Source organism: Streptococcus sp. DD11, assembly GCF_001578865.1.
Classification (GTDB): domain Bacteria; phylum Bacillota; class Bacilli; order Lactobacillales; family Streptococcaceae; genus Streptococcus; species Streptococcus panodentis.
On the sequence record NZ_KQ969396.1, the window covers coordinates 264,478 to 265,526 of the forward strand.

The 1,049-nt window shown below is 52.0% G+C and carries 1 protein-coding gene; it reads right to left on the bottom strand.

What is annotated here, in order from left to right; all coding sequences use genetic code 11:
- Positions 1–3 precede the first annotated feature (3 nt).
- Positions 4–888 carry an aldo/keto reductase gene (locus STRDD11_RS10640; protein WP_241209419.1) on the bottom strand — a complete coding sequence of 295 codons (885 nt, stop codon included), beginning with the start codon at positions 886–888 and terminating at the stop codon, positions 4–6.
- Positions 889–1,049 lie beyond the last annotated feature (161 nt).

Genomic DNA, 1,049 nt, shown 5'->3' on the forward strand with positions numbered 1-1,049 from the left:
ATTCTAAGCATCCAGCAAGGTATCATAGCCGCTCAGCAGTTCCAGCAGCTGGTCCATGCCGTCTGCCGTATCGGGCAGACTGTAGCCGCCGCCTTGGTCCAGCCGGGCAATCGCTGCCATTTCACTTTCTGTCAGGGCAAAGTCAAAAACAGCCAGATTTTCCCGCATGCGCTCTATCCGCACGGTCTTGGGAATAGCCACAATATCCCGCTGCATAAACCAGCGCAGAATAACTTGGCCGACAGTCTTTCCATGGCTTTCTGCCATGCTCTTCAGGACTGGAGAGTTGAAAATCTCAGTATTGCCTGCGCCAAATGGTGCCCAGGCTCCCATCTGCACCCCGCGCGCCGCCATGGCTTTCTGGTCCTCTGTCCGCTGGTGCAGGACATTGGCCTCTACCATGTTGACAGCTGGCACGACCTCATTGAAAGCAGCAAATTCAGCCAGCTTGGCCTGGGTGAAATTATCCACGCCGATCGCACGGAGTTTCCCAGCCCGGACAGCCTCCGACAGATAGCGCCAGGCCCCATAGAGATCTCCCAGAGGCTGGTGGATGAGGTAGAGGTCAATATAGTCCAGACCCAGATTTTTCAGACTGCGCTCCAGCCCTCGCTTAGCTCCTTCATAGCCATCGGTTTTGATGTCCGATAGCCAGAGTTTAGAGGTGACAAAGATGTCTTCCCGGGCGACACTGGTACGGACAAGGGCAGCACCGACCGCTTTTTCATTGCCATAAGCTGCCGCCGTGTCAATCAGGCGATAGCCGACCTGCTCGACTGCCTGATAGACCATTTCCTCAGCCTGAGCCAAATCGGTCACCCGAAAAACTCCCAGGCCAAGCTTGGGCATTTTGACACCGTTGTTTAAGGTTACATATTCCATTTCCATCCTCGCTTTCTTTTCTTACTGACTCTATTTTAATCCTCAAAACAGCAAAAGTACAATAGATTCTGTTTATTATGCTATAATGATTCATTATAGTGAACATCAAGGAGAGACCATGAATCCCTATTTACTGGAACAGCTGCTGGCTTTTTACCGGACCGGCA

Bases quoted from the DNA above. Each gene is read 5' to 3' on its own strand.
- STRDD11_RS10640 (WP_241209419.1), bottom strand. From the start codon at position 888: ATGGAAATGGAATATGTAACCTTAAACAACGGTGTCAAAATGCCCAAG.